This window comes from Streptomyces sp. NPDC096048 (assembly GCF_044763415.1).
Taxonomy (GTDB): Bacteria; Actinomycetota; Actinomycetes; order Streptomycetales; family Streptomycetaceae; genus Streptomyces.
The window spans coordinates 164,993-185,401 of record NZ_JBIWGG010000013.1; the positions used below are offsets into that span (position 1 = coordinate 164,993).

The 20,409-nt window shown below is 72.7% G+C and carries 17 protein-coding genes; 11 read left to right on the forward strand and 6 right to left on the reverse strand.

Going from position 1 to position 20,409, the window contains the following annotated elements; translation table 11 throughout:
* Positions 1–178: 178 nt before the first annotated feature.
* Both ACIQ6R_RS31865 and ACIQ6R_RS31870 read right to left on the reverse strand, forming a co-directional pair.
* Positions 179–709: a hypothetical protein gene (locus ACIQ6R_RS31865; RefSeq protein WP_404225095.1), complete on the reverse strand. Its 531-nt coding sequence runs from the start codon at positions 707–709 to the stop codon at positions 179–181.
* Positions 710–944: 235 nt separating this feature from the next.
* On the reverse strand, positions 945–1,709 hold the full coding sequence (locus ACIQ6R_RS31870; protein WP_404183932.1) for a hypothetical protein: 765 nt from the start codon (positions 1,707–1,709) through the stop codon (positions 945–947).
* Between the two features lie 1,419 nt (positions 1,710–3,128).
* Here ACIQ6R_RS31870 and ACIQ6R_RS31875 point away from each other — a divergent pair.
* From ACIQ6R_RS31875 to rmdA, 3 genes are all read left to right on the forward strand, one after another.
* Positions 3,129–4,082: an SCO0930 family lipoprotein gene (locus tag ACIQ6R_RS31875; RefSeq protein ID WP_404225180.1), complete on the forward strand. Its 954-nt coding sequence runs from the start codon at positions 3,129–3,131 to the stop codon at positions 4,080–4,082.
* A gap of 224 nt (positions 4,083–4,306) precedes the next feature.
* Positions 4,307–5,119, forward strand: a complete 813-nt coding sequence (locus tag ACIQ6R_RS31880) for an SAM-dependent methyltransferase (protein ID WP_404225097.1) — start codon at positions 4,307–4,309, stop codon at positions 5,117–5,119.
* The gene (gene rmdA / locus ACIQ6R_RS31885; protein ID WP_404225099.1) at positions 5,116–7,260 is read left to right on the forward strand and encodes a cyclic Di-GMP phosphodiesterase RmdA; all 2,145 of its coding nucleotides are present in this window, start codon (positions 5,116–5,118) and stop codon (positions 7,258–7,260) included. The genes ACIQ6R_RS31880 and rmdA overlap by 4 nt, the downstream gene beginning before the upstream one ends.
* Positions 7,261–7,462: 202 nt before the next feature.
* Here the strand turns inward: rmdA and ACIQ6R_RS31890 are convergent, their stop codons facing one another.
* Positions 7,463–8,347, reverse strand: coding sequence for a LysR family transcriptional regulator (locus ACIQ6R_RS31890; RefSeq protein ID WP_404183941.1), 885 nt, complete (start codon positions 8,345–8,347; stop codon positions 7,463–7,465).
* 131 nt (positions 8,348–8,478) lie between these two features.
* Between ACIQ6R_RS31890 and ACIQ6R_RS31895 the strand changes: the two genes are divergently transcribed.
* From ACIQ6R_RS31895 to ACIQ6R_RS31920, 6 genes are all read left to right on the forward strand, one after another.
* Positions 8,479–9,150, forward strand: coding sequence for a succinate dehydrogenase (locus tag ACIQ6R_RS31895; RefSeq protein WP_404184096.1), 672 nt, complete (start codon positions 8,479–8,481; stop codon positions 9,148–9,150).
* A gap of 1 nt (position 9,151) precedes the next feature.
* On the forward strand, positions 9,152–11,101 hold the full coding sequence (locus ACIQ6R_RS31900) for a fumarate reductase/succinate dehydrogenase flavoprotein subunit (RefSeq protein WP_404225101.1): 1,950 nt from the start codon (positions 9,152–9,154) through the stop codon (positions 11,099–11,101).
* Positions 11,098–11,847 carry a succinate dehydrogenase/fumarate reductase iron-sulfur subunit gene (locus tag ACIQ6R_RS31905; RefSeq protein WP_404183947.1) on the forward strand — a complete coding sequence of 250 codons (750 nt, stop codon included), beginning with the start codon at positions 11,098–11,100 and terminating at the stop codon, positions 11,845–11,847. Before ACIQ6R_RS31900 ends, ACIQ6R_RS31905 begins: the two co-directional genes overlap by 4 nt.
* A gap of 222 nt (positions 11,848–12,069) precedes the next feature.
* A complete protein-coding gene (locus ACIQ6R_RS31910) occupies positions 12,070–12,840 on the forward strand; it encodes a GNAT family N-acetyltransferase (RefSeq protein WP_404225103.1) in 771 nt (256 codons plus the stop codon).
* On the forward strand, positions 12,840–13,640 hold the full coding sequence (locus ACIQ6R_RS31915) for a lysophospholipid acyltransferase family protein (protein ID WP_404183953.1): 801 nt from the start codon (positions 12,840–12,842) through the stop codon (positions 13,638–13,640). Before ACIQ6R_RS31910 ends, ACIQ6R_RS31915 begins: the two co-directional genes overlap by 1 nt.
* An 82-nt stretch (positions 13,641–13,722) precedes the next feature.
* Positions 13,723–14,589 (forward strand): DUF2382 domain-containing protein, encoded by an 867-nt coding sequence (locus tag ACIQ6R_RS31920; RefSeq protein ID WP_404183956.1) that lies wholly within the window; start codon positions 13,723–13,725, stop codon positions 14,587–14,589.
* A 45-nt stretch (positions 14,590–14,634) separates the two neighbouring features.
* Here ACIQ6R_RS31920 and ACIQ6R_RS31925 read toward each other — a convergent pair whose 3' ends face one another.
* Together ACIQ6R_RS31925 and ACIQ6R_RS31930 are read right to left on the reverse strand one after the other, a co-directional pair.
* Positions 14,635–16,980, reverse strand: a complete 2,346-nt coding sequence (locus ACIQ6R_RS31925; protein WP_404225105.1) for an ATP-binding cassette domain-containing protein — start codon at positions 16,978–16,980, stop codon at positions 14,635–14,637.
* Between the two features lie 73 nt (positions 16,981–17,053).
* Complete coding sequence (locus tag ACIQ6R_RS31930) at positions 17,054–18,073, reverse strand: LLM class flavin-dependent oxidoreductase (RefSeq protein ID WP_404225107.1); 1,020 nt, start codon at positions 18,071–18,073, stop codon at positions 17,054–17,056.
* A gap of 59 nt (positions 18,074–18,132) precedes the next feature.
* On the opposite strand from ACIQ6R_RS31930, the gene ACIQ6R_RS31935 reads away from it, so the two are divergent.
* On the forward strand, positions 18,133–18,624 hold the full coding sequence (locus ACIQ6R_RS31935; protein WP_404183965.1) for a hypothetical protein: 492 nt from the start codon (positions 18,133–18,135) through the stop codon (positions 18,622–18,624).
* 35 nt (positions 18,625–18,659) lie between these two features.
* Here the strand turns inward: ACIQ6R_RS31935 and ACIQ6R_RS31940 are convergent, their stop codons facing one another.
* A complete protein-coding gene (locus ACIQ6R_RS31940) occupies positions 18,660–18,875 on the reverse strand; it encodes a dodecin (RefSeq protein WP_121745613.1) in 216 nt (71 codons plus the stop codon).
* A gap of 254 nt (positions 18,876–19,129) precedes the next feature.
* On the opposite strand from ACIQ6R_RS31940, the gene ACIQ6R_RS31945 reads away from it, so the two are divergent.
* On the forward strand, positions 19,130–20,392 hold the full coding sequence (locus tag ACIQ6R_RS31945) for an extracellular solute-binding protein (RefSeq protein WP_404183969.1): 1,263 nt from the start codon (positions 19,130–19,132) through the stop codon (positions 20,390–20,392).
* Positions 20,393–20,409 lie beyond the last annotated feature (17 nt).

Below are 20,409 nucleotides of genomic sequence, written 5' to 3' on the forward strand. Positions count from 1 at the left end.
CTCGTCCGGCACCGTACGGGCTCGCCTTCACGGGCGGGTCCGTACGGCCGGCCCCCTTCGGACCGCGCGCCGGCGTCGCACGGCCGGATCGCGTGGCGCACGTCGACAGGGCTTCGCCCCGGACCCGTTGCGGGTGGTCCGGGGCGAAGCTCTGTCCGGTGTGCGGGGCAGGGAGTTGTCAGGCGCCGTCCTCGCCGGAGCGGCGGCGCGAGAGGTGGTAGGCCGCGCCGACCGAGCCCGCGATGAGCAGGGCGCCCAGCCCGATCTCCTTCACGTCGAACCCGGCGACGCTGCCGCCCTCGCCGGCGTGCACGCCCTTGGAGGGGTGGCGGGGTTCGTGCGTGGGGTGGTCGGAGTGGTGGCCCGCGATGGTCAGGTTCACGGTGCCGGTCTTCTTGGCGCAGGCGAACGTCACCTGGTAGACCGCCCCACGTGTGGCGTCCCGGTCGACCTGTGCCGTCGCGGACGACTCGTGCCGCGGGATGGTGACCGTGTCGAACACCGCCGACGAGACCGTGACGCGTCCCCGGCAGCCGTCGGCACCGCGGCCCACGCCCAGGGTGACCTCGCCGCCCGGCGCGACCGTGGCGGGGTGGACGGTGAAACCGAACGTCGAACTGCTGCCCCCTACGGCGGCCCCGGCCGGTACGCAGGCGGAGAGGGCGGCGACGCCCAGCAGAGCGACCGAGGCGGCGGGTATCGCGCGCATGGTGATTCCTCCGGGTCCCCGAGGAGCGGCGGCGGACCTGTTCCGCTCGCGCCAGAAACGCACCTCGATGTCCGAAACGCTAGGAAGCCGGGCGCGTCGGCGCGATCGCAGTCGCGCGAATGGGGCAAGTGAGTGGGCCGCCCAGGGGACGGTGACGGCGTGTCGGGCGTCCCCCGGCGGCGCCCGGTGCAGGGCCGCCGGGGGACGCCCGCAGGGGGCCGTCCGCGTGGACGCCTCAGTCCTTGGCCTCCGGGAAGAGGTTCAGGAACGGATCCGTCGACGCCGCGACGCCGCGGCTGAACGGCGCGTCGAAGTCCCAGATCAGGAAGAGCAGGAAGGCGATCAGAGCCGAGAACAGCCCGGCGAGGATCAGTTCGCGTGCCGTACGCCGGATCTGGAGGGCGAAGACCATGCCGACCGTGACGACGCCTCCTGTGACGAGCCCGAACCACACCACGCCCGGCATGGTCGCCCCGGTCGACTCCGCCCGGGAGATGCGGGCCTGGTCCGCCGCGGTCACCTGGTCGACGAGCGGCTGGTACGCCTGGGCCTCGAAGTCCGTCCTCGGCTCGTAGTCGGTGACGTCCGCGCGGACGCGGTCGAGGAGTTCGGTGCCGCGTTCGGTCACCTCGCCCCGGTCGGCCATGGTCTGCCACTCGGTGGTGACGACGTGTCCGACATAGGCGTTGACATCCTCCCGGATGCGGTCACGGACGTCGGGCGGATAGACCCGGACGCGTTCCGAGATCTCGTGCAGCGCGACCGCCTCCGCCTGTACGTGATCCTGGGCGGCGCTGCGTGCCTCCCAGACACCGGCGATGGCCAGGCCCAGGACGATGGCGTACACCACGCCGATCCACATCGTCATGTACTCGATGACGTCCGGGGTCTCGGTGATGTCCTCGTCGTCGGACGCCCTGCGGTGCCGTACGAGGGTGATGATGACGACCACGACACAGGCCGCCAGCATCGCGAGGGTGAGAACAAGCCATTCCGGCAAGAGGGGCTCCAGAAGATCAGCGCGCACGGAGCGCGGCGACGGCGACCACCGCGGGCACCGTGATGAGCAGGACGAAGACGAGCGGCGATGTGGTCCCGCGCGAGGACCGTTGTTGCGGCCGGACGGCGCGGTAGCGCGGGTAGTGCACCGGGCTCAGCGACGGCCGCGGCGTGGGCGTGGCCGACGACGGGGCGGGTGCGGGAGGCGCGGGGCGGATCGGCGGCGGTGTGGGGGCGGGAGTCGGTGTCGGCGTGGGCCGGGCCGGGGGCGGCGGAGGCGGAGGCGGCGGCTCGGGCTTCGGGTCGGGCGGCGTCGGCCGGGGAGGCTTCGGCGCGGGGGGTGGCGGGGGAGTGGGCTCCGGCGGAGGTGGCGGTGGCGGTGGTGGTGGCGGCGGAGGCTTGGGCGGCGGGGTCGGGGTGGGCGTCGGGGAGGGCTCGGGGCACGGCGGGAAGGTGGGCCAGGAGCCGCTCCCGGCGACGGCGACCGCGTCGGTGCCGCCTGGTCCGGTCGACGCATACGCGCAGGCGTCGGCCTGCGCCGGGCCGACCGGTGCGCCGACGAGCGTGAACGTCAGCGTCACCAGGGCCAACACCCGTCCGGCAGAGGCGGATCGGGTCGTTTCGGGTCCATGCACGACGCAGATCATGGGGCCTGACACGGCGGGCCACGCCCGATTACCGCATGATTGCCCCGAAAGGGGGACAGGGGCCGACCTGCGGCTTGACCGCACACTCGCGCGCGTCCGGACTCGCACCCGCGTACAAGGGGGAGCGGGCGGGGCCCGGAAGCCTCCGAGCCCTTCGCCGGTGCCGCGGCTGGGGGGCGCGCACTCGATGCCGCGGGCGCGGGCGGTTGCTCGGCGGCCGGGCGGGGAGGTACCGCGCGGTGAGCGGTACGCCGTTCGTTCGAGGCGTCCGGCGAGGATGGGGCGGGGCAGGTGGTCGTGGTCGCCCGCGGATGCCGTGCCGGGCGTCGTCTCGCGCTCTCGACGCCGTGCCCGCGGCCGGCCGGTGGCCGGGCGGGCAGGCCGCGGGCGGCGACCGGTGCGCCGCTTGTCCGCCGCAGCGCTGGTGACCGGGCGGCCTCGCGGCAGCCGGTGGGCGCAGACGCCGTCGGGCCGGCATCGGGACCCGCTCCGCGCGGGAACCGCCGGGTGTCCCGCCAGGCCTCCGCGTCCGGGGGCCGCCCGGCCGGGGGCAGGACCCGGCGCCGGGCGGAAGGGCCGGCGGGCGGCGGTGCCACCGGCATCCCCGCGACCGTCGGAGTGCGGCGCCCCCGGCCCGGCACGGCGCCGCCGCGTCCGGGCCGGGAAAGAAAACCGCGTCCCCGTTGAACACAACCGGCCGCGCCGTGCGTACCCAGTGTCGTGCGGCGGCGCAGCGGCCGCCCCAACACCTTCGTGACGATCGGGGAATGACGATGAAGACCTCCTGGCGGAGCGCCTCACTCGTGGCGAGCGCCGCGGTGGTGCTGGCGCTGACGACGGCGTGCGGCCAGGACGGCGGCGGCGCCACCGGCAGCCAGAACGTGGGCGCGACGGCCGCGCCCGGCGACGTCGGCGACATCCAAGCAGGGGCCGGGGCCGGCGACGGACTGGGAACCGGCACGGGCGGCGCCAAGGCGTCGGCGAGCCCGCCGGAGTCCGCGGGCAAGCTGTCCGTCTCCACCAACGCGGAGATCGGCGAGCTGGTGACCGACGGAGCGGGCCGCACCCTCTACCGCTTCGACGCGGACACCGCCAAGCCGCCCAAGACGACCTGCGAGAACGAATGCGCCACCGCCTGGCCGCCCGTGGCCGCGGACGACGCCCTCGCCGGCGAGGGCGTCGACAAGGCGCTGCTCGGCGAGGTCACCCGCCCCGACGGCACCAAGCAGCTGACCATCGGCGGCTGGCCGGCGTACCGCTACGCCAAGGACACCGCCGCCGGGGACGTCAAGGGCCAGGGCGTGGGCGGCAAGTGGTTCGCGCTCGCCGCCGACGGCAAGAAGGCCGAGGCGGCCGACCAGCCAGGACTGTCCACCCGCGACGATCCGAAGCTCGGCGAGATCGTCGTCGACAAGAACGGCATGACCGTCTACCGCTTCATGAAGGACGAGGCCTGGCCGAAGCCGGTGTCGGCCTGCACCGGCGCCTGCCTGGAGAAGTGGCCGGTCGTCGCGCCCGTGGAGCCGAACGACACCGAGGGCGTCGTCAAGAAGGACCTGATGACCTTCACCCGGCCCGACGGCGCCGAGCAGCAGACGGTCGACTGCTGGCCGATCTACACCTTCGCCGGTGACAAGAAGGCCGGCGACACCAACGGCCAGGGCGTCGGCGGCACCTGGTACGCCGTCTCGCCCGACGGAAAGCCGGTCGGCGCGCCGAAGAAGTAGCGGCTCCCGCCTGCCGGCCCTCAGCGCGCGACCGCGGACCGTCCCCTCCGTACCCAGGCGGAGGGGGCGGTCCCGTTCGCGCGCTTTGGTGTGCCTTGGCAGGCGGCACGTGCCGCAGGCAGTGACCGGGAACGGACGGTCAATTTCCGTTTGGGCTCGCCCGTTTGGCAGGCGATCAGTAGCCTCAGCTCGAACACCGGATCGCCAATGCCTTGGAGAGCTAGATGGAGCGTCCCGCCTGGGCCCCTCGCAGCATCGACATCTCGGTGCCCAGCGTGTCCCGGATCTACGACTTCTACCTGGGCGGTTCGCACAACTTCGAGGTCGACCGGGAAGCGGCCCGCAAGGCCATGGAGTTCATGCCGGGACTCCCCAAGATCATGCAGGCCAACCGGGCGTTCATGCGCCGCGCCGTGCGCTTCGCGGCCGGCGAGGGCATCGACCAGTTCCTGGACATCGGTTCCGGCATCCCCACCTTCGGCAACGTCCACGAGGTGGCCGCGCGCAGCCGCCCCGGCGCCCGCGTCGTGTACGTCGACCACGACCCGGTGGCGGTCGCGCACAGCGAGGCCGTCCTGGCGGGCAACGACGACGCGGACGTCGTGGCCGCCGACCTCCTCAAGCCCCGGGAGATCCTCGCCAGCCCCCAGGTGGAGCGGCTGATCGACCTGAATCGGCCGGTGGCCCTGCTTCTGGTTGCCATACTGCACTTCGTGGAAGACGCGGACGACCCCTATGCGGCGGTGGCCGAGCTGAGAGACGCGCTCGCGCCCGGCAGCCTGCTCGTCCTGACGCATGCCTCGTACGAGGGAATCCCGCTGCCCGCCGAGCGGGCAGGGGGCGCGGTGGACGTGTACAAGGAAATCCGCAATCCGCTGATCATGCGTTCTCGCGAGGAGATCGCGCGGTTCTTCGAGGGGTACGACATGGTGGAACCCGGACTGGTTCCGATGCCGCGCTGGCGGCCCGGGGAGGCGCCGGAGGACGAGGACCCGTATACGCTCTCGGGGTTCGCCGGCGTGGGGCGTACGGCGTGATCGCGGAGCCGGACGGGCCGGAGGACAGACTGCGCCGGTACGCGACGATCTGGAGCCGGGCGGTGTACCCGGTGACCTCGACGTCGTCGACCCGGCCCGAGTTCGAGGAACAACTGCTGCCGCTGGCCCGCCGGCTGAGCGAGGTACTGCGGGCGCGGAACTTCGACGCGGGCGAGGCCAGGGCGGTCGGTGCCGCGCTCGTCGACTCCCACTGCACCGACCCCGAGGCGCTCGCCCGGACGCTGGACTGCGTCGACGCCTACCTCGTGCTCTACTGCGGCGAGGACGGCGACTCCGAGGACCTGCGGGCCCGTTCGGCACGGATGCAGCACGCCATGGCGGCCGGGTTCGCCGCGGCTCTGCGCGCCCGGACCCTCGCCGAACAGGAGGCCATCGCCCAGGCCGCCCTGCGGGCGCAGGGCGTGGTGGCCGAGGCCCTGCACGACAGCGAGGCCCGCTTCCGCGCGGTCTTCGAGGGGGCCGCCATAGGCATCGGCATCGCCGACCTGGACGGCAACGTCCTCCAGGTGAACGGGGCGCTGATGCGCATGTTCGGCATCGCCGACCCGACGCTGCGCGGCGGCAACGTCAGGGAGTGGTCGCACCCCGACGACGCGCCCCAGACCTGGCGGCTCTACGACGAGCTGGTGCGCGGCGAGCGCGAGGCCTACCACCTGGAGAAGGCCTTCTACCGGCCCGACGGAACGGTCCTGTGGACCAACCTGACCGTCTCCCTGCTGCGCGACGCCGACGGCACCCCGCAGTACCAGCTCGCGCTGATGGAGGACACCACCGAACGCCGGCTGCTCAATCTGCGGCTGCGCTACGAGGCCACGCACGACGCGCTCACCGGCCTGCCCAACCGCAGCTTCTTCTTCGAACGCCTGGAGAAGGCCCTGAGCGCGGGCCCGGGACAGCGCTTCGGCCTGTGCTACCTGGACCTCGACGGCTTCAAGGCCGTCAACGACAGCCTCGGCCACGCGGCCGGCGACCGGCTGCTCGTGGAGGTCGCCGACCGTCTGCAGGCCTGCGCCACCGCGCCCGGCGAGATGGTCGCCCGGCTCGGCGGCGACGAGTTCGTCGCGCTGACCACCGGCCCCGGCACCCGGCACGAGGTCGACGAACTCGCGGGCCGCATCATGAACGCGCTGCTCGCCCCGATCAGCGTCGACGGCCGTGAGCTGACCGTGCGCGGCAGCATCGGCATCGTCGAGGGCCCGGCGGGGGAGCGCAGCCCGGCGGAGGTGCTGCGCAGCGCCGACATCACCATGTACCGGGCCAAGTCGGCGGGCGGCAACCGCTACGAGCTGGCCGATCCGGAGGCCGACGCCCGCGTCATCACCCGGCACGGCCTGACGACCGCGCTGCCGGCCGCTCTGGAGCGGGGCGAGTTCTTCATCGAGTACCAGCCGCTGGTGCACCTCGGCGACGGCAGCGTGCGCGGTGCCGAGGCCCTGGTGCGCTGGCTGCACCCGCAGCACGGGGTGCTCGGCCCCGACCGGTTCATCCCGCTCGCCGAGCACACGGGACTGATCGTGCCGCTGGGCCGGTGGGTGCTGGAGCAGTCGGTGCGGCAGGCCCGCGTCTGGCGCGAGCGGTACGGCGAGACGACCGCCGCCGGCCCGCTGCGCATCAACGTCAACCTCTCGCCCTGCCAGCTCACCCACCCCGGCCTGGTCCAGGACACCGTCGACATCCTGGAGCGGACCGGGGTCGCGCCCGACGCGCTGTGCCTGGAGGTGACGGAGTCGGCGCTGATCGGTGCCGACGACGACCTGCTGAAACCGCTGCGCCGGCTGGCCGAGATGGGCGTCGACATCGCCCTGGACGACTTCGGCACCGGCTACTCCAACCTCGCCAACCTGCGCCGGCTCCCGGTGAGCGTCCTCAAGCTGGACCGCTCCTTCACCCAGAGCATGCAGCAGTTCCCGGCCGACCCCGTCGACCTCAAGATCGTCGAGGGCATCGTCGCCCTGGCCCACAGCCTGGACCTCACGGTCACCGTGGAGGGCGTCGAGACCGGCGCCCAGGCCGAGCAACTGCGCATACTGGGCTGCGACACGGCCCAGGGCTGGTACTACGCCCGCCCGGGCCCACCGGAGCGCCTGCACGAACTGGCCCTGGTGGACGCGACGGCGTAGGGAACACGACGAGGTGAGAAGGGTGCGGGCAACGCCCTGAAGGGGCGCGGGGCCGTTTCCGTGCGCGGCTCCGCCGCGTGGGCGCGCCAAGCCACAGCGCACCCGCACGCACCCGCACCCGCACGCACCCGCTTCCGCATCCCCGAACGAACACCGCACCCCCACGACGCGACCGGGCCCCTGCCCGCACCCCCGGGGCGGGTCACCGCTCGAGCAACATCCGCTGCAGCTCCCGAGCCGCCCGAGGCGGAGCCACATCGCTGCGATGGGCGAGTGCGATCGTCCGGTGCAACCCCGGCCGGGCCAGCGGAGTGACCCGCAGCCCCCGCCCCGACCGCGCCGCCACCATCCGGGGCACGACCGCCATCCCCAGCCCCGCCCGCACGAACCCCAGCACCGCGTCCATCTCCCCGCCCTCGACCGCGAAGTCCGGCTCGAAGCCCTCCGCGCGGCACGCGGCCACGGTCAGCTCCCGCAGGTCGTAGCCGTGCCGGAACATCACCAGCCGCTCGCCCTCCAGGTCGGCGATGCGCACCGCCCGCCGCCCGCCGCCCGGCCGGGGCGACTCCGGGGACGACACCACGACCAGATCCTCCCGCAGCAGCTCCACCGTGGTCAGCGCCGGTGACGCGGTGGGCAGCGGCAGCACCACCAGCGCCAGGTCGAGCGCGCCGCGCGCCAGCTCCCGGACGAGGTCGTGGGAGCCGCCCTCCTCGATCATGAGCTGGATGCCGGGATAGCGGTCGTGGAAGGCGCGCAGCACGTCCGGCAGCAGACCGGTGCACAGACTCGGTGTGGCGCCCAGCCGCACCCGCCCGCGTCGCAGCTGCACCAGCTCCAGCACCTCGTGGCGGGCCGTGTCCGCGTCGGCCAGGATGCGCCGGGCCAGCGGCAGCAGGGCCTCCCCTGCGTCGGTGAGGGTGATGTTGCCCCGCGCCCGCTGGAACAGGTCGGCGCCCAGCTCCCGCTCCAGCGCCTTGATCTGCTGGGACAGCGACGGCTGGGCCACGTGGACCGTCTCCGCGGCCCGGGTGAAGTGCCGGGTCTCGGCGACCGCCACGAAGTACTGGAGCTGCTGCAACTGCATACCCCGAGCATACGTGCCCGATAGTTACAGCCTATGGAAACCAGGCGTACCATGTCTTGGACCGATGGGGCCTCGGCCCCGTAGCGTCCTGTGACATGGCTCTGGCAACGCGGACGGACCGACGGCCGTCCATGGCGCGCACCGTGTGGGACTCGACCGTCGGCAAGAAGACAGTGATGGCGGTCAGTGGTCTCGTCATGCTGCTCTACCTGGTCGCCCACATGATCGGGAACCTGAAGATCTTCTTCGGGACGAGCGAGTTCAACGAGTACGCCCACTGGCTGCGCACGGTCGGCGAACCGTTCATGCACTACGAGTGGACGCTCTGGCTGATCCGCGTCGTGCTGGTCGTCGCCGTCGTCGCCCACGCCGTGTCCGCGTACCAGCTCAGCCGCCGCGACATCAAGGCGCGGCCCAGCAAGTACGTGCACGAGAAGAAGCGGGCCAGCTACGCGACGCGCACCATGCGCTGGGGCGGGATCATCCTCGCCCTGTTCATCGTCTGGCACATCCTGGACCTGACCACCGGCACCGTGCACCCCGGCGGCTTCGAGACGGGCAAGCCCTACCAGAACGTCGTGGACACCTTCTCCACCTGGTACGGCAACGTCGTCTACATCGTCGCGGTGCTCGCCGTCGGCATGCACATCCGGCACGGCTTCTGGAGCGCCGCCCAGACCCTGGGCGCCGGCAGCCGCACCCGCGACCGCGCCCTGAAGACCGTCGCAGGCGTCCTCGCGCTGCTGCTCACGGTCGGCTTCGTCGCCGTACCCGTGGGCGTCATGACCGGAGTGGTGAGCTGACATGACAACCTACGCCGACTACACGACCGGCGAGCCGGTCGCCGACGCCAAGGCCCCCGCCGGACCCGTCCACGAACGCTGGGACACCCGCCGTTTCGAGGCCAAGCTGGTCAACCCCGCCAACCGGCGCAAGCAGACGGTCATCGTCGTCGGCACCGGACTCGCGGGCGGCTCGGCCGGCGCGACCCTCGCCGAACAGGGCTACCGCGTCGTCCAGTTCTGCTACCAGGACTCCCCGCGCCGGGCCCACTCCATCGCCGCGCAGGGCGGCATCAACGCCGCGAAGAACTACCGCAACGACGGCGACTCCATCCACCGCCTGTTCTACGACACCGTCAAGGGCGGCGACTTCCGCTCCCGCGAGTCCAACGTGCACCGCCTCGCGCAGATCTCCGTCGAGATCATCGACCAGTGCGTGGCCCAGGGCGTGCCCTTCGCCCGCGAGTACGGCGGCCTGCTCGACACCCGCTCCTTCGGCGGCGTCCAGGTCTCCCGTACGTTCTACGCCCGCGGCCAGACGGGGCAGCAGCTGCTGCTCGGCGCCTACCAGGCGCTGTCGAGGCAGATCGCGGCCGGGAACATCGAGATGCACCCGCGCACCGAGATGCTCGACCTGATCGTCGTGGACGGCCGGGCGCGCGGCATCGTCGCCCGGGACCTGGTCACCGGGAAGATCGACACGTACTTCGCGGACGCCGTGGTCCTGGCGAGCGGCGGCTACGGCAACGTCTTCTACCTGTCGACCAACGCCATGAACTCCAACGCCACCGCCGTGTGGCGGGCGCACCGGCGCGGTGCCTACTTCGCCAACCCCTGCTTCACGCAGATCCACCCCACCTGCATCCCGCGCACCGGCGACCATCAGTCCAAGCTGACCCTGATGAGCGAGTCACTGCGCAACGACGGCCGGATCTGGGTGCCGAAGGCCAAGGGTGACGACCGTCCGCCGAACAAGATCCCCGAGGACGAGCGCGACTACTACCTGGAGCGCGTCTATCCGTCCTTCGGCAACCTGGTGCCCCGTGACATCGCCTCCCGCGCCGCGAAGAACGTCTGCGACGAGGGCAGGGGCGTCGGCCCCGGCGGCCAGGGCGTGTACCTGGACTTCGCGGACGCCATCAAGCGCATGGGCCGCAAGGCCGTCGAGGCCAAGTACGGCAACCTCTTCGACATGTACCAGCGGATCACCGACGAGGACCCGTACCGGGTGCCCATGCGGATCTACCCCGCCGTGCACTACACGATGGGCGGACTGTGGGTCGACTACGACCTCCAGACCACCGTCCCCGGCCTGTTCGCCGTCGGCGAGGCCAACTTCTCCGACCACGGTGCCAACCGGCTCGGCGCCTCCGCGCTGATGCAGGGCCTGGCCGACGGCTACTTCGTCCTTCCGGCCACCATCAACGACTACCTCGCCCGCAATCCCCACAAGGACGAGGTCGACGACGGGCACCCGGTGGTGCAGGAGGTGCTGGCCGAGACCGAGGACCGGCTCAACCTGCTCCTCTCCGTCGACGGCGACCGCACCCCCGACTCCTTCCACCGCGAACTCGGCGAGTTGATGTGGGAGTTCTGCGGCATGGCCCGCACCGACACCGGGCTCCGCAAGGCCCTGGAGCGCATCCCGCAGATCCGCGAGGAGTTCTGGCGGCGCATCAAGGTCCCCGGTACCGGCGAGGAGTTCAACCAGTCCCTGGAGAAGGCCAACCGCATCGTCGACTACCTGGAGCTCGCCGAGCTGATGTGCCTCGACGCGCTGCACCGGGCCGAGTCCTGCGGCGGTCACTTCCGCGAGGAGTCCCAGACCCCCGACGGCGAGGCGGCCCGCAGGGACGACGAGTTCGGGTACGTCGCCGCCTGGGAGTTCACGGGTACGGGCGAGGCCCCGGCCCTGCACAAGGAAGACCTGGTCTTCGAGTACGTCCACCCCACTCAGCGGAGCTACGCATGAAGCTCACCCTGCGCGTCTGGCGGCAGAAGAACGCCGATGCCGACGGCGCCATGTCCACGTACGAGGTGGACGGCATCTCCCGCGACATGTCCTTCCTGGAGATGCTCGACACCCTCAACGAGGAGCTCATCCTCAAGGGCGAGGACCCGGTCGCCTTCGACCACGACTGCCGCGAGGGCATCTGCGGCGCCTGCTCGCTGGTCATCAACGGCGACGCCCACGGCCCCGAGCGCACCACCACCTGCCAGCTGCACATGCGGTCCTTCCAGGACGGCGACACCATCGACATCGAGCCGTGGCGGGCGTCCGCCTTCCCGGTCGTGAAGGACCTGGTCGTCGACCGGTCGGCCTTCGACCGGATCATCCAGGCCGGCGGCTACATCACCGCGCCCACGGGTGCCGCGCCGGAGGCCCACGCGACCCCGGTGCCGAAGCCGGACGCCGACTTCGCTTTCGAGCACGCGGAGTGCATCGGCTGCGGCGCCTGCGTGGCGGCCTGCCCGAACGGGGCGGCCATGCTGTTCACTTCCGCGAAGGTCAACCACCTGGGCGTCCTGCCGCAGGGCGCGCCCGAACGGGAGACGCGGGTGCTGGACATGGTCTCGCAGATGGACGACGAGGGCTTCGGCGGCTGCACCCTCGCCGGCGAGTGCGCGACGGCGTGCCCCAAGGGCATCCCGCTCTTCTCCATCACCAGCATGAACAAGGAATGGCTGCGGGCCACGCGCAAGGTGGCCAAGCGCTAGCGCGGGCCCGACCGAACGTTCGCCGAAAGGTGCGGACGGACGGGGCCGGGGGAGGTGCTCCTCCCGGCCCCGTCTCGCTTTCGCCCCTGGCATTCAACAGCCCAACATCCACTCTCCCGGCCCAGGTCACGCACCGGCCAACCGGCAGCGGAAGAACAGGGGCGGCGGACCGTACACCGTCGGCCCGCCGTCACCGCCCCGCTCGTGACCCAGGAGAGTGCCATGACCGGCGTACTGACCGCGGACCGCCCCCCGAAGCCCGCCGCTCCCCACCGCTACACCGTCGCGCTGGCCCGCGACGAGGAGGACGTGCGGGCCGCGCAGCGGCTGCGGCACGACGTCTTCGCCGGGGAGCTGGGTGCCCTGCTGGCGAGCCCGCAGCCCGGGTACGACGTCGACCCCTTCGACGCCTACTGCGACCACCTGCTGGTGCGGGAGGAGACGACCGGGCAGGTCGTCGGCACCTACCGGCTGCTGCCGCCGGAGCGCGCGGCGGTCGCCGGGCGGCTGTACGCGGAGAGCGAGTTCGACCTCGCGGCGCTGGACGCGATCCGCCCCGGACTGGTCGAGGTCGGCCGGTCCTGCGTGCACCCCGACCACCGCGACGGTGCCGTCATCGGACTCATCTGGGCCGGCATAGCCCGCTACATGACCGACCACGGCCACGAGTGGCTGGCGGGCTGCTGCTCGATCCCGCTCGCCGACGGCGGCACCCTGGCCGCGGGCGCCTGGGGCCGGGTGCGGGCCAAGCACCTGGCGCCCGAGGAGTTCCGGGTACGTCCGCTGCTCCCGTGGATCCCGCGCACCGCGGTGCCCGCCGCCCGTACCGAACTGCCGGCCCTGCTGCGCGGCTACCTCCGCCTCGGCGCCTGGGTCTGCGGGGAGCCCGCGCACGACGTGGACTTCGGCGTCGCCGACCTCTACGTGCTGCTGCCGATGAGCCGGGTCGACCCGCGCTATCTGCGGCACTTCCTCTCGCTCGTCCCGGCCTGATGAGCGCCTGGCTGCCCGCCGCGCCCTGCACCCCCGGGGCGTGCGTGGAGCCGTCCCGGGCGGCGGCCGCCGTACCGCGTGCCGTGCTGCGGCTGACGGCGGTCGCCGTTCTGCTGCTGGCCGGGATCGCGATCGTGCTGACACCGCTCGGCGGGCGGGTTCCCGCGGCGGTGGTGCGGCGCTGGTGCCGGTGGATCGTGCGGGCCGCGGGCGTCCGGGTCCGCGTCACGGGCGCCGCCGCGCCCGTCGGCGGGCTGCTCCTCGTCGCCAACCACGTCTCCTGGCTCGACATCCCGCTGCTCGCCGCCGTGCGTCCCGCGCGGATGCTGGCCAAGAGCGAGATCCGGCGCTGGCCGGTGGCCGGGCCCCTCGCCGCGCGCGGAGGGGTCCTGTTCATCGAGCGGAACCGGCTGCGGGCCCTGCCGGACACCGTCGCCGTGCTCGCGCGGGCCCTTCGTGCGGGCGCCGCGGTCGCCGCCTTCCCCGAGGGCAGCACCTGGTGCGGACGCGCCCAGGGGCCTTTCCGCCGGGCCGTCTTCCAGGCCGCCCTGGACGCCGGGGTGCCGGTCCAGCCGGTCCGCATCCGGTACCGGGCCGGGGAGCGGGCGGTGAGTACGGCGCCCGCGTTCGTCGGGGAGGACACCCTGCTCGCCTCCCTGTGGCGGGTGGCGTCGGCGCGCGGGCTGACCGCGGAGGTGGAGGTACGGCCGGTCATCGGGCCGGGCGGCCACGCCGACCGCCGCTCGCTCGCCCACGCCGCCCAGGGGAAAGCACCTTCGAAAAGTACGTGGCATTTGTGACGTATGGTGCGGTTCCGTACGTTTCCGTACCTCTGATGCGGACATCCGGAAGGCAGGCACTCCGGAAGGAGGGTGATGCCAGATGATCACCCGTGAAGAGATCGCCAACGTCCTGGACCATCCGGTCTATGACGGTGACGGCAACAAGATCGGCGACGCCAAGCACGTCTTCTTCGACGACATGACCGGCCGCCCCGAGTGGGTGAGCGTGAAGACGGGCATGCTCGGCTCCAACGAGTCCTTCGTGCCCATCCGCGACGCCGCGCTGGTGCAGGACCACCTCGAGGTCCCTTACCGCAAGGACATGGTCAAGGGCGCGCCAAGCGTCGACGTCGACGCGGGCGGGCATCTGTCGGAGTCCGAGGAGCACCGGCTCTACGACTACTACGGCATCAACTGGGACAGCGTCCTCTCGGAGGCCGAGCGGACCGACGACGGCCGCTGGGCCGCCGGGCCGGGCACGGCCGGGGCCGCCGGTGCGGCGGGCATGGCCGGCACGGCGGGCGGCAGGACCGGCGAACAGGGCGCGCCGGACCGGACGGGCATGCGCGGCGACGACGCCATGACCCGCTCGGAGGAGCAGATGCACGTAGGCGTCGAAAGGCGTGAGTCGGGCCGGGCCAGGCTGCGCAAGTACGTGGTCACCGAAGAGGTTCAGCAGACCGTTCCAGTGAGCCACGAGGAAGTGCGGGTGGAGCGCGAGCCGATCACGGACGCCAACCGTGACGAGGCGCTCTCCGGGCCGGAGATCAGCGAGGACGAGCACGAGGTCACGCTGCACGAGGAACGCCCCGTCGTGGAGACCGAGACGGTGCCGGTGGAGCGCGTCCGGATGACCACGGAGGAGCACATCGAGAACGAGACCGTGCGGGGCCGGGTCCGCAAGGAGCGGATCGACGCCGAGACGGAGGAGTACACCGACGACGACCTGCGCAAGGGCCGCGAGTAGCCGCCCTGGGCCGTCACCAGGAGGGTCCGCGCCGGTGAAGCGCCTTCACCGGCGCGTCCCGCCGTCCACGGCCCTGGCCAGATACGGCGCGGTGGCACTCCCGCGTGCCCGTGCCACCTCGGCCGGCGGCCCCGCGGCGACGATCCGGCCGCCCGCCTCGCCGCCGCCCGGCCCCAGGTCGATCACCCGGTCGGCGCCCGCGACCACGGCCATGTCGTGCTCGACGACGACCACCGTGTGCCCGGCGTCGACCAGGCCGTGCAACTGGCGCATCAGCACCTCGACATCGGCCGGATGCAGACCGGTCGTCGGCTCGTCGAGGAGATACAGGGTGTGCCGGCGGCGCCCACGCTGCAACTCGCTCGCCAGCTTGATGCGCTGCGCCTCGCCGCCGGACAGCTCGGTCGCCGGCTGGCCGAGCCGCAGATAGCCCAGCCCGACATCGAGCAGCGCGGCCAGGCTGCGCGACGCCGTCGGAGTGTCCGCGAAGAACTCCGCCGCCTCCTCCACCGTCAGGTCCAGTACGCCGGCGATGTTCCGGCCCCGGTACGCCACTTCGAGCGTCTCGGGGTTGTACCGCGCCCCGCCGCAGTCCGGGCACGGCGCGTACGTACTCGGCAGGAACAGCAGCTCGACGCTGACGAACCCCTCGCCCTGGCAGGTCTCACAGCGCCCACCGGCCACGTTGAAGGAGAAGCGGCCGACGCCGTAACCCCTCTGCCGCGCCTCGTCGGTGGCCGCGAACACCTTGCGCACGACGTCGAAGAGGCCCGTGTACGTGGCCAGGTTGGAGCGCGGGGTGCGTCCGATGGGCCGCTGGTCGACGGAGACCAGGCGGCCCACGCCCGGCAGGTCCTCGGTGATCTCGCCGACGAGCGTCGACTTCCCCGAGCCGGACACGCCCGTCACCGCGGTGAGCACACCGAGCGGGAACTCGGCCGTCACCCCGCGCAGGTTGTGCCGCGTGACCGGACCGACCGTCACCGTGCCCCGCGGGGGCCGCACCGCACGGGCGGGAGCGGGGGAGCGGTCGAAGAGGTGGCGGGCCGTGGCGGACTCCCCGACCTCGGCCAGCCCGGGGACCGGACCGCTGTACAGCACCCGCCCGCCGTGCTCGCCCGCCCGCGGGCCGACGTCCACGATCCAGTCGGCGCCGCGCATCACGCCGAGGTGGTGCTCCACCACGAACACCGAGTTGCCGGCCGCCTTCAACCGCTCCAGCACCGTCAGCAGCGCCTCGGTGTCCGCCGGGTGCAGCCCCGCGGACGGTTCGTCCAGGACGTACACGACCCCGAACAGCCCGGAGCGCAGCTGGGTCGCCAGCCGCAGCCGCTGCAGCTCGCCCGCCGACAGGGTGGGCGTCGGGCGGTCGAGGCTCAGGTAGCCGAGCCCCAGCTCGACGACGGGCGCGATGCGGGAGGTGAGGTCCCCGGTGAGCACCCGGGCCGTCTCGCCGCCGGTCGGCAGCATCCCGGGGAGTTCCTTGAGCGGCAGCGCGGCCAGCTCGGCGATGGTGTGCCCGCCGACGGTCACCGCCAGGGCCTCGGGCCGCAGTCCGCCGCCGCCGCAGCCGGGGCAGGGCGCACTGGTGAGGAAACGCTCCGCCTTCGCCCGCAGCGTCGCGCTCCTGGAATCCGAGAACGTCTTCATCACATACCGTCGGGCGCTCATGTACGTGCCCTGGTACGGCCGCTGGATGCGGCCCGCGTCCCGCACGGGGTGCACCGTGACCACCGGCTGTTCGTCCGTGAACAGGATCCACTCCCGCTGCCCGGCGGGCAGCTCGCGCCACGGCCGGTCCACGTCGTACCCGAGCGCGTCGAGGACGTCCCGCAGGTTCTTGCCCTGCCAGGCCCCCGGCCACCCCGCGACGGCGCCGTCCCGGATCGACAGGGACGGGTCCGGGACCAACAGCTCCTCGGTCGTACGGTGCACCCGGCCGAGTCCGTGGCACTCCGGGCACGCCCCCGCCGCCGTGTTCGGCGAGAACGCGTCGGAGTCGAGCCGCGGGGCGCCCGGCGGACGGTCACCGGCGCGGGAGAACAGCATCCGCAGGGAGTTGGAGAGGTTGGTGACCGTGCCGACCGAGGAGCGGGACGTGGGCGCCGAGCGGCGCTGCCGCAGCGACACGGCGGGCGGCAGCCCCGTGATCTCGCCGACCTTCGGGGCGCCGACCTGGTGGATCAGCCTGCGGGCGTACGGCGCGACCGACTCGAAGTAGCGCCGCTGGGCCTCGGCGTAGAGCGTCCCGAACGCCAGCGACGACTTCCCCGAGCCCGACACACCGGTGAACACGGCCACCACGTCCCGGGGAATGTCCACGTCCACGCCCTTGAGGTTGTGCTCACGGGCGTCGCGCACCCGGACGTAGGGGTCGTGGGGGCTGTGCATCGCGGGGAACTCCGTACGGTCTTCGACGACGGCCGGTGGGGCCGGTGGGGCCGGTGGGACAAACCCCGCGATTCTACGCCGCGGCGGTGGCCGCCCCGGCGCCGACGACCCGGGCGAGCCGCGCGTAGGAGTCGAGCAGCGCCTCGCGGTCGTACGTGCTCGTGGTCACCAGGACCTCCTGCGCGCCCGTGTCCCCGAGAAGCGACTCCAGCTCCTCGGCGACCTGTTCCTCGGTGCCCGCGATGTGCCCGGTGAGACCGGAGTCGTACAGGTCGCGCTCCTTGGCGGTCATCGTCCGGGCCTCGACCTCCTCGGCCGGCGGCAGGGGAGGGAAGGAGCCCCGGGTGCGGGCGTGGGTCATGGACCAGGCCTCCGGGAGCAGGAGCCGCCGGGCCGCCTCGGGGGTGTCGGCCACGGCGACGGTCCCGGAGACCACGACGTACGGCTCCCGGTTCCACTCGGAGGGGCGGAAGTCGGCGCGGTAGCGGTCGATGCCGCGGCGCATCCGGTCGCGGTCGCGCAGGTCCCCGATGACCATCGGCAGGCCCGCCCGGGCGGCGACGGCCGCACCCTCGCCCATGGCCAGCACGAACGGCGGGACGGCCAGCCCCTCCGTCGGCCGGGCGTGCACTCCGGTCGGGGAGGTGCCCCGGAACCAGCCCAGCAGCTCCGCCAGTTGGGCGTCGAAGTCCTCGGCGTCGTCCTTGTCCCGGCCCAGCGCCCTGCGTACGCCGTCGGTGAAGCCGACCGAGCGGCCGAGCCCCATGTCGATCCGGCCGGGGAAGAGCGACTCCAGTACGCCGAACTGCTCGGCGATGACCAGGGGCCGGTGGTTGGGCAGCATCACGCCGCCGGTGCCGACCCGGATGCGCCGGGTGGCACCGGCGACGGCGGCGGCCAGCACGGTCGGCGCCGAGCCTGCCACTCCGGGCACGCCGTGGTGCTCCGACACCCAGAACCGGTGGTAGCCGAGCCGCTCCGCCGCCCGCGCCAGCTCCACGGTGTCGTGCAGCGCCTGCGCGCCGGTGTGGCCCTCGCGGATGCGGGAGCGGTCGAGGACGGAGAAGCGGGTGGTCGCGGTCACTGAGCTCACACGGTGTTCAACGTCCGGGCGGCGTCAGGATTCCCGGTACGGAGTTCTAGGGTGGACGGGTGACCGACAGCAGCAGGCCCCCGCTGGCCGTGTTCGACCTGGACAACACCCTCGCCGACACGGCGCACCGGCAGCGGTTCCTGGAGCGCCGGCCGCGCGACTGGGACGCCTTCTTCGCCGCCGCGCCGCACGATCCGCCGCTCGCGGAGGGCATCGCACTGGTGCGGAAGAGCGCCGAGGAGTGCGCGATCGTCTACCTGACCGGGCGGCCGGAGCGCTGCCGGCGCGACACGCTCGACTGGCTGACCGCGCACGGCCTGCCCGAAGGCCCGGTGCACATGCGGGGCAACGCCGACCGCCGGCCCGCCCGGCGGACCAAGCTGGAGACCCTTCGGCGGCTCGCCCGCACCCGCGAGGTCCGGGTCCTCGTGGACGACGACGAGCTGGTGTGCGACGACGCCGAGCGGGCCGGATTCAACGTCGTCCGGGCACGGTGGGCGGCCCGCTCGGCCGAGCTGCGCGTGGCACAGGAGCGCGAGGGGCGTACCTGACCGTCACGGTGAGCCCCTGAGCGCCCCCGGGGCCGTCAGTCCGACTCCTCCAGGCGGAAGCCGAGCTTCAGGCCGACCTGCCAGTGCGCGACCTCCCCTTCCTCGATCTGGCCGCGTACCTGGGTCACCTCGAACCAGTCCAGGTTGCGCAGGGTCTGCGAGGCGCGGGTGATGCCGTTGCGGACGGCCTGGTCGACGCCGTCGGGCGAGGTGCCGACGATCTCGGTGACCCGGTAGGTGTGGTTCGACATGCGGGTGCTCCTTCCGCGGGGCGGCGGTGTGCCGTGCGTCACTCCAACCGTGCCCCAAGCCGCGACGGAGCGCGAGGTGTCGGGGGCCCGGCAGGGTAACCGCCCGTCACCCCTTGACCTCGGCATTGGTCCATACCAAAATCCCAGACACCCGTTCGAGCCTCGGGCTCGTCCCCCACGTCGGGTCTCCTTTCGCGTGCGCAGGACCTCCCTGTCCGCTCCGCCCCCCTGTCCGTCAGACAGAAGGACCCCTCGTGAGACGTCGTCTGCTCGCCCTCGTCTGTGTGTCCGCCTCTCTGCTCAGCGGCTGCGGCCTGATGCCGCAGGACGGCGGGGGCGAGCGGCGCACCGTCACCGTGTGGCTGATGAAGGACAGCGCCTCGCAGGACTTCCTGCGGCGGTTCACCGAGGAGTTCGAGCGGGAACACCCCGACCTCGACCTCGACGTCCGGATCCAGGCGTGGACCGGGATCGGCGACAAGGTGCAGACCGCGCTGAAGGCCGACGGCACGGACGGGCCCGACGTCATCGAGGTCGGCAACACCCAGGTCCCGCAGTACGCGGAGGGCGGCCGGCTGCAGGACCTCACGCTGGAGTCGATGCGTGACTGGGGCATCCGCGACTGGCTGCCGGGCCTCGCCGAACCGGGCCAGTGGATGTCCCAGCAGTTCGGCATCCCCTGGTACGCCGCCAACCGCGTGGTCATCTACCGCAAGGACCTGTTCGAGCAGGCCGGAGTCACCGAGCCGCCCCGCACCCGCGAGGAGTGGCTCACCGTCACCGAGAAGCTCGACTCGGGCGGTGACCAGGGCATCTACCTGGCCGGGCAGGACTGGTACACGCTTTCCGGCTTCATCTGGGACGAGGGCGGTGAGCTGGCCACCCAGGAGGGCGGCACCTGGGCGGGCGCCCTGGACTCGGAGGCCGCCCTGCGCGGCATGGACTTCTACCGCGAACTCCAGGCCCTGGGCGACGGTCCGCTGGACGCCGACGAGGAACACCCGCCGCAGGCCGGCGTGTTCGCGAAGGGACAGGTCGCGCAGATCATCGCGGTACCGGGCCTCGCCCAGTCCATCGTGCGCGAGAACCCCGAACTCAAGGGCAAGCTGGGCTTCTTCTCCGTGCCCGGCAAGAAGGCCGGCCGGCCCGGCGCCGTCTTCACCGGCGGCTCCGACCTCGTCGTCCCGAAGAACACCGACGAACGGGAAGGCGCCCTCGCCGTGGTCGAGGCGCTCGTGGGCACCAAGTGGAACACCGACCTGGCCCGCACCATGAACTACGTCCCGAACAAGAAGTCGCTCGCCGAGGCCGTCGCGGACGAGGAGGGGGTCGCCGCCATGGCGGCCGGCGCCGCGCAGGGCCGGGCGACCCCCGGCACGCCCCGCTGGGGCGCGGTCGAGGCGGACAACCCGATCAAGGAATACATGACGAAGGTGCTCACCGGGGGCGACGCGGAGTCGGAGGCCCGCAAGGCCTCCGACCGCATCACCGAACTGCTGGACCTCGACGCGCGCTGACGCGCCGCGGTGTCAGC

Bases quoted from the DNA above. Each gene is read 5' to 3' on its own strand.
- ACIQ6R_RS31865 (WP_404225095.1), bottom strand. From the start codon at position 709: ATGCGCGCGATACCCGCCGCCTCGGTCGCTCTGCTGGGCGTCGCCGCC.
- ACIQ6R_RS31875 (WP_404225180.1), top strand. From the start codon at position 3,129: ATGAAGACCTCCTGGCGGAGCGCCTCACTCGTGGCGAGCGCCGCGGTG.
- ACIQ6R_RS31880 (WP_404225097.1), top strand. From the start codon at position 4,307: ATGGAGCGTCCCGCCTGGGCCCCTCGCAGCATCGACATCTCGGTGCCC.
- ACIQ6R_RS31890 (WP_404183941.1), bottom strand. From the start codon at position 8,347: ATGCAGTTGCAGCAGCTCCAGTACTTCGTGGCGGTCGCCGAGACCCGG.
- ACIQ6R_RS31895 (WP_404184096.1), top strand. From the start codon at position 8,479: ATGGCGCGCACCGTGTGGGACTCGACCGTCGGCAAGAAGACAGTGATG.
- ACIQ6R_RS31900 (WP_404225101.1), top strand. From the start codon at position 9,152: ATGACAACCTACGCCGACTACACGACCGGCGAGCCGGTCGCCGACGCC.
- ACIQ6R_RS31905 (WP_404183947.1), top strand. From the start codon at position 11,098: ATGAAGCTCACCCTGCGCGTCTGGCGGCAGAAGAACGCCGATGCCGAC.
- ACIQ6R_RS31910 (WP_404225103.1), top strand. From the start codon at position 12,070: ATGACCGGCGTACTGACCGCGGACCGCCCCCCGAAGCCCGCCGCTCCC.
- ACIQ6R_RS31915 (WP_404183953.1), top strand. From the start codon at position 12,840: ATGAGCGCCTGGCTGCCCGCCGCGCCCTGCACCCCCGGGGCGTGCGTG.
- ACIQ6R_RS31920 (WP_404183956.1), top strand. From the start codon at position 13,723: ATGATCACCCGTGAAGAGATCGCCAACGTCCTGGACCATCCGGTCTAT.
- ACIQ6R_RS31925 (WP_404225105.1), bottom strand. From the start codon at position 16,980: ATGCACAGCCCCCACGACCCCTACGTCCGGGTGCGCGACGCCCGTGAG.
- ACIQ6R_RS31940 (WP_121745613.1), bottom strand. From the start codon at position 18,875: ATGTCGAACCACACCTACCGGGTCACCGAGATCGTCGGCACCTCGCCC.